The following is a 5642-nucleotide window of genomic DNA, read 5'->3' on the forward strand; positions in this document are numbered from 1 at the left end:
CGACAAGCTCAGAAACGCACCGTCGAGGACACGTGGCGCCACATCGGCCACCTCGTCGAAACCATCGAGGCAGCCGAATGCAAGAACTACTTCGAAAACGCAGGCTACGCTTCCGTCAAAATATGAAACGCTCTAATGCGCGCGGCCGCCCTGCTGCCGCACTCAGCACGAAGGGGTTCGGGATGGTCCGTGGGGCGTCGAAGACGATCAGTGGGTCCCCCAATCATGCGGCCATCCGGGAGTGCACCGGGCTGGTCCGAGTCTGGAAGCCCCGGTTTCGGGCTTCCAAGGCCAGCAAAGCGAGTTCGAGCTCGTCCAATCGCGTCGGGCGTGCATTTTCCGGCATACCTTCGGCGGTGGCCAGGTCGATCAGGTACTCGTTCCAGGCCCAGTTCTTGAGCAGAGCGCGTTTCTCGTCGGGTGAAAGCACCGGATCATCCACCACCTCCATCGGAGAGGTGTGGAATGTGTCGGGCTCGGAAAGCACCGTCTGTATGTGCGCTGCCTGTGCACCCGCGCCATAACCATGGCTTGCCTGAAGCCAAGCCAATTGCAGCCGCTGCCAAACCACGTCGGAAAAGGCCTGTTTCTCCTCCAATACATGCTGACTCCTGACCTTGGCCTGGGAAGCAGGAGGTGCCGCCTGCAACACGTAGTTGAGGCCTTGACGCTCGGCATAACGGATCGCCGCTTCCAGCGTCGGAAAGTTCAGTTCAAGCTGGGTCAGGGTGTCCCGGCCGCCCGTATAGCCCATCAGCGGCTCGATGAACGGGGCTGTGCGAGGTTCGAAGACCAATCGCCAGTCCTTCCGGGGCTTTGCGGAGGTCATGGCCGAGCGGCATGGCTGGTAGATCCGCGCCGTCGCGCCGTCCGGAAACAGTGATCGCCCCATTGACAAAGCCGGCTCAGACGAGGCCGATTGTCATTGTCCGGCCGGACGGAGGTTCTGGTTGGGTTTCTGATGTCACTGCTATGAACTGTCTCCATTGCCTGTCCCTCCCGATTCTGAAGGGTCGTACGGGCAGCGGCCGTAAGGGCCGCCACCCATACTGCCATGCGTTAGTTCTTGCCGTTGATCGCGATCCGTTTGGCCTTCGCCTGCGCCCGCTCGGTCTTGGGCAAGGTCACGGTCAGCACGCCGTTCTTGAAGGCGGCGTTGACCTTGTCTTCTTCAACCTCGTAGCCGAGCGGAATGAGGCGCTCGAAGCGACCGTAGAAGCGCTCGGAGAACTGCCGGTCTTTGTCCTCGGTCTCGGAACGCTTCTCGCCTTTAAGCTTGAGCGCCCCATCTTCCAGCAGGACTTCTATGTCGTTCTCGTCCAGACCAGGGATTTCCGCGGTCAAACGGACTTCCTTGTCCGTGTCGGAGATTTCGACACTCGGCCAACTGGCGGCGAAAGAGGGACCGAAGGCCGGCAGTCTGGCGCCAAAGCTGCGGAAGGCGTCATCGAACAGCCGGTTTACCTCCCGGTGGAGGGAGACGAAGGGGTCTCGATCTCCATCTGGGAAGAGACTGGGCGCCGAGTTTCCGTTGCCCCGGCCCCATGGGATCAAGTCACGTACGCTCATTGTCTTTCTCCTTTCGTAGGTCTCTGAGCCGGGCGGGACGCCCGGCTCAAGCGGAAGTCTTCATGGTGGATTGCTCAGGCGGCCAGCTTGCCGGCCTCGACCTTGGGCGCCTCAATCTTCGGCATGGGAGCCCCGCTAGAGATTTCGATCTTGCGCGGTTTCATCTCCTCGGGAACCATGCGCTTGAGATCGATGCTCAGCAGCCCGTTCTCAAGGCTGGCTCCAGCCGCCTTCACGTGGTCGGCCAGTTCGAACCGACGCTCGAAAGCGCGCCCGTTAATGCCGCGGTAGAGATACTGGCCGTTCTCATCGCCGGATTGCGACCCGCTCACAACCAGCATGTTGGGCTGGTGAGTGATGGTCAGCTGGTCCTGCGAGAAACCGGCGACCGCCATGGTGATGCGATACTCATCCTCACCGACCTTGGCGATATCGTAGGGCGGCCAGTTGTCGAACGAGGCCACACGGCTCGCACTTTTAAGCATGTCGACCATGCGGTCGAAGCCGATGCTGGACCGGTACAGGGGGGTAAAATCGACGTTCATAACCACATCCTCCTTGAGCAACATGGATCATAGGAGGCGCCAAGAGCCTTGCCGCCTCCTGGTCCTGCCGGCCCCATTGGGCGACCGGGACCATCAATTTAGAATCGCGACTTGCACCTTCAAGAGGAAGAATAGGAAAATTTTCAGCGGCAATCTGGGCAAACGCACCCATGCCACCCGCCGGCGGGGTCACTCGCCGACGGGCCCATGGTGCAAGAACAATTACGTCGCGCTTAAATCCGATCGACGAATGGTACGAACGCGGCCACTACCGCGCTGTCACTGCCGTCAGGACCGGTAAGCTCGTCCGATTGATCCAATTGTTGCAACGCATCCATGATCGCGTCGAAGGTGACCGGTTCACGCGCCCCGGGCAGCATGCGAAGCGCTGGCACGGATTCTACTGCGCAGGCATCCGACGCCCATGACGAAAGGATGGCCCGCTTCTCCTGAACGTCCAAGGCAACGTCGGCCAAAACGTCGTGGGGATGTTTGAAATGCCGTGCCGGATGCAGCAAGCGATCCAGAAAAACATCAGGGGCCACGGGTTCAATCGATGCAAATGAGTCGAAATGGCTGCTTCCATTGATGGTCCTCCGCTTCCGAAATCTCCTGCGTGTTTGAGTGTGGCGGCTCTGGCGATTCCCGCCAGACGAAACTTTGGAACGTCTCAAGCAAGTTTCAATGGCTCGGCACGGGTCACCTTCCCGTCGTCAACGCCTCAGAACCATTTTAACGGGCCGGTGAAACAATCGGCGAGAATCTCAGTTCTGACGTCTGGCGAACTCGAAGGCCGAATCCGGCAGGAGAACCAGTCATGTCTTACCTCTCTAGGAACTTGTGCATTGGCTTGGTCACAGGAGCCCTGATGCTCTCGACTGGCGGCCTTGCTCCGGCCACCGCACAGGAAATTCCGAACGACTTCAGCGCAATCGTGCGTCAGAAGCTGCCAGCGGTTGTCGCAATCACGACCAGGCAGATCATCCAGGATCAAACGACGCTCAACGACTTCCTCAATCCCTTCGACGGGGGACGGCGTATCCAGCCCCAGGTGCGGGAAGCACTCGGCTCCGGCTTTGTGATCAGTCCCGAAGGCTACATCGTCACCAATAACCATGTCGTCGCCGACGCAACTGAGATTCGTGTCGTGTTCTCCGACAAGGAGACGGCGCCTGCGCGGGTGGTGGGCCGCGATCCGGCAACTGACATCGCGGTATTGAAAGTCGATCCTCGGCCCAACATGACGGCGACGGCCTGGGGGGATTCGGACGCAATGCAACCAGGGGCCTGGACCATCGCCATCGGCAGTCCCTTCGGCCTCGGGGGCACCGTCACCGTCGGCGTCCTTTCTGCGCGCTCTCGCGATATCCAGGCCGGTCCATACGACGATTTCCTGCAGACAGACGCCTCGATCAACAGAGGTAACTCGGGAGGTCCCTTGTTCAACGCGCGCGGCGAAGTCATCGGCGTCAACACGGCAATCGTGTCGCCGTCAGGCGGCAGCATAGGCATTGGCTTCGCGGTGCCATCGCGCACAGCTCGGACTATCGTCGACCAACTGATCAGCACTGGCCGCATCGAGCGCGGCTTCATCGGCGTGCGTCTTCAGGAGGTCACGCCCTCCATTGCCGAGGCGCTCGGAATACCGGGCGCCAAGGGAGCGCTGGTTGCCTCGGTCGAAGCTGGCAGCCCGGCGCAGAAAGCGGGAATCCAGTCCGGCGACGTGATCACCCGGTTCAACGGCAAGGACATCCAAGGCGTCCATGACCTGACGCTGGCGGCAGCAAGCCAAAAGCCGGGATCGAAAGTGACCGTGACAACGAACCGGGGCGGCACAAACCAGGAATTGTCGCTGACTGTCGATCAACGCAGGGATCAGGAGGAACAGACCGGTGCCATTCCAAGCCTGGGGACTGAGGACCAGCGCCTTGGCATATCGCTGAGCGCCATTCCGGACGAAGCGCGCCAGCAACTCGGCCTGCAAGCCGACACCATGGGCGTGTTCGTCCAGGATGTCGCTCCGAACAGTCTTGCAGCCGAAAGCGGCATCCGGCCAGGCGACGTTATCGTGTCGGCCAACAACCGAAACATGACCCAGCCGTCCGACGTCCGTGAGGAATGGGCGAAATCCCGTCAGCAGAAAAAGCCAATACTGTTCCGTATCGATCGGCAGGGACAATCGCTCTTCGTTGCTGTGGCAAACTCTTGACTGACAGGCCAGACGGCGTCGCGATCTCTGCTGTTGGGCTGGCCGACTACCGGAGCGCACCAGAGTTGTGAAGCTGATGAGCAGTATGTTTGAACCGGCGGTCCCTAGGCTTCGGTATCGCCTGACCGATAAGCGCGCTGTCCGGTCGGGGCGTCTCGACCTCATTGAAGGAGGAATTGCCGTGCGATGAGCCGGTGAAATTTGGCGGAAGCCATGACGGAACGCGCGAGCGTGCCAAAAGCACTGGGACTTGCTGGTGATTGCTCTCTTTAACTATGCCGATTTGCGGCTCTTGGCCTTTGGCCGATCTTGGCCGATGCCTTCGTTGGCGAGGCTCTTTCGAAGAACCGAGGCCAGGTCGACCACGTTCTCTTTGGGTTTCGGCGCCGGTTTCGGAGGCTTTTTGCCTTTGCGCTTGGCGTCGATCATGGCAATCAACGCATCCTCGTAGGTGTCCTCGAATTTCGAAGGATCGAACTTCGTCACCTTTTTGTCGATAAGAAGCCCCGCGATTTCGAGCAAATCCGCATCGTATTTCGGGCTTTTCACATCGTCGAAGACGGTGTCTTCCGACGTCATCTCATTGTGGGTGCGCAACTCGGTCAGCAGCATCCCTTTTTCAAGCGGCTGTATCAACACTTCCCGCCCGCGCTGATAGAGTACGACGCAGGAGCGTGCCGCGACGCGCTTCTTCGCCATCGCATCGCGCAGGACGGCAAAGGCCTCCAGAGAGGCGCCATCTGCCGGGATCAAGTAGTATGGTTTTTCCAGATAACGTGTGTCGATCTCCGCAACCGGAACAAAGGAATCGACGTCAAGTGTATGCTGCGACGTCAGTTTCAGTTTCTTGATCTCGTCCGGCTCGACGGGGATGAAATCGTCCTTGTCCGCTTCATAGCCTTTAATCTGATCCTCTGCTTCGACAACATCGCCGGTCTCTTCATCGACATAAGCGCTCTTGACGGGTAAACCGTCTTTGCGGTTCAAAATCTTGAAGTGGATCTTGGATGCCTCGCTTGTGGCACCAACTATCTTCACCCCGCATGACACGGAACCAACCCTCAGAAATCCCTTCCAGACCGCGCGTGGCGCCACCATGCCGTTTCTCCTAGACGTGCCGATGTTCCGCACAACGCCAGGCACACGGTTCTGTTCCGCAGGGGGAGCCCTCGTCGCCAGTGTTAGTCATTCCTCCTCTCGGTAATCGAGCAGCTTCGCATGGCGTAGCCTTTCCTCGCCCTTCAGGAACCTGACGCGGCCGACGAGACCAGGCTTCAGCCATTCGGCCTTTTCCTTCTTTAGACCGATCGGAACTGGTC

6 protein-coding genes and 2 pseudogenes are annotated in these 5642 nt (G+C 59.6%); 2 read left to right on the forward strand and 6 right to left on the reverse strand.

The window, feature by feature from the left end; genetic code table 11:
- Positions 1-126, forward strand: a pseudogene (locus EOA19_RS34555) (IS630 family transposase); the annotation flags it as partial.
- Between the two features lie 97 nt (positions 127-223).
- Here the strand turns inward: EOA19_RS34555 and EOA19_RS34565 are convergent.
- From EOA19_RS34565 to EOA19_RS34580, 4 genes are all read right to left on the reverse strand, one after another.
- On the reverse strand, positions 224-892 hold the full coding sequence (locus EOA19_RS34565) for an NADH dehydrogenase ubiquinone Fe-S protein 4 (RefSeq protein WP_245486462.1): 669 nt from the start codon (positions 890-892) through the stop codon (positions 224-226).
- Positions 893-1059: 167 nt separating this feature from the next.
- On the reverse strand, positions 1060-1569 hold the full coding sequence (locus tag EOA19_RS34570) for an Hsp20/alpha crystallin family protein (RefSeq protein ID WP_128306081.1): 510 nt from the start codon (positions 1567-1569) through the stop codon (positions 1060-1062).
- Positions 1570-1643: 74 nt separating this feature from the next.
- Complete coding sequence (locus EOA19_RS34575) at positions 1644-2120, reverse strand: Hsp20 family protein (protein ID WP_164893123.1); 477 nt, start codon at positions 2118-2120, stop codon at positions 1644-1646.
- A gap of 227 nt (positions 2121-2347) precedes the next feature.
- Positions 2348-2668 (reverse strand): hypothetical protein, encoded by a 321-nt coding sequence (locus EOA19_RS34580; protein ID WP_245486464.1) that lies wholly within the window; start codon positions 2666-2668, stop codon positions 2348-2350.
- Positions 2669-2982: 314 nt separating this feature from the next.
- Here EOA19_RS34580 and EOA19_RS34585 point away from each other — a divergent pair, with 314 nt between their 5' ends.
- Positions 2983-4323 carry a Do family serine endopeptidase gene (locus EOA19_RS34585; protein WP_245486463.1) on the forward strand — a complete coding sequence of 447 codons (1341 nt, stop codon included), beginning with the start codon at positions 2983-2985 and terminating at the stop codon, positions 4321-4323.
- A 273-nt stretch (positions 4324-4596) separates the two neighbouring features.
- On the opposite strand, the gene EOA19_RS34590 is transcribed toward EOA19_RS34585, so the two are convergent.
- Positions 4597-5421 carry a Ku protein gene (locus EOA19_RS34590; RefSeq protein ID WP_128306083.1) on the reverse strand — a complete coding sequence of 275 codons (825 nt, stop codon included), beginning with the start codon at positions 5419-5421 and terminating at the stop codon, positions 4597-4599.
- 87 nt (positions 5422-5508) lie between these two features.
- A pseudogene (locus tag EOA19_RS36325) lies at positions 5509-5642 on the reverse strand (ATP-dependent DNA ligase); the annotation flags it as partial.

Source organism: Mesorhizobium sp. M7A.F.Ca.US.010.02.1.1 (assembly GCF_004023085.1).
Taxonomy (GTDB): domain Bacteria; phylum Pseudomonadota; class Alphaproteobacteria; order Rhizobiales; family Rhizobiaceae; genus Mesorhizobium.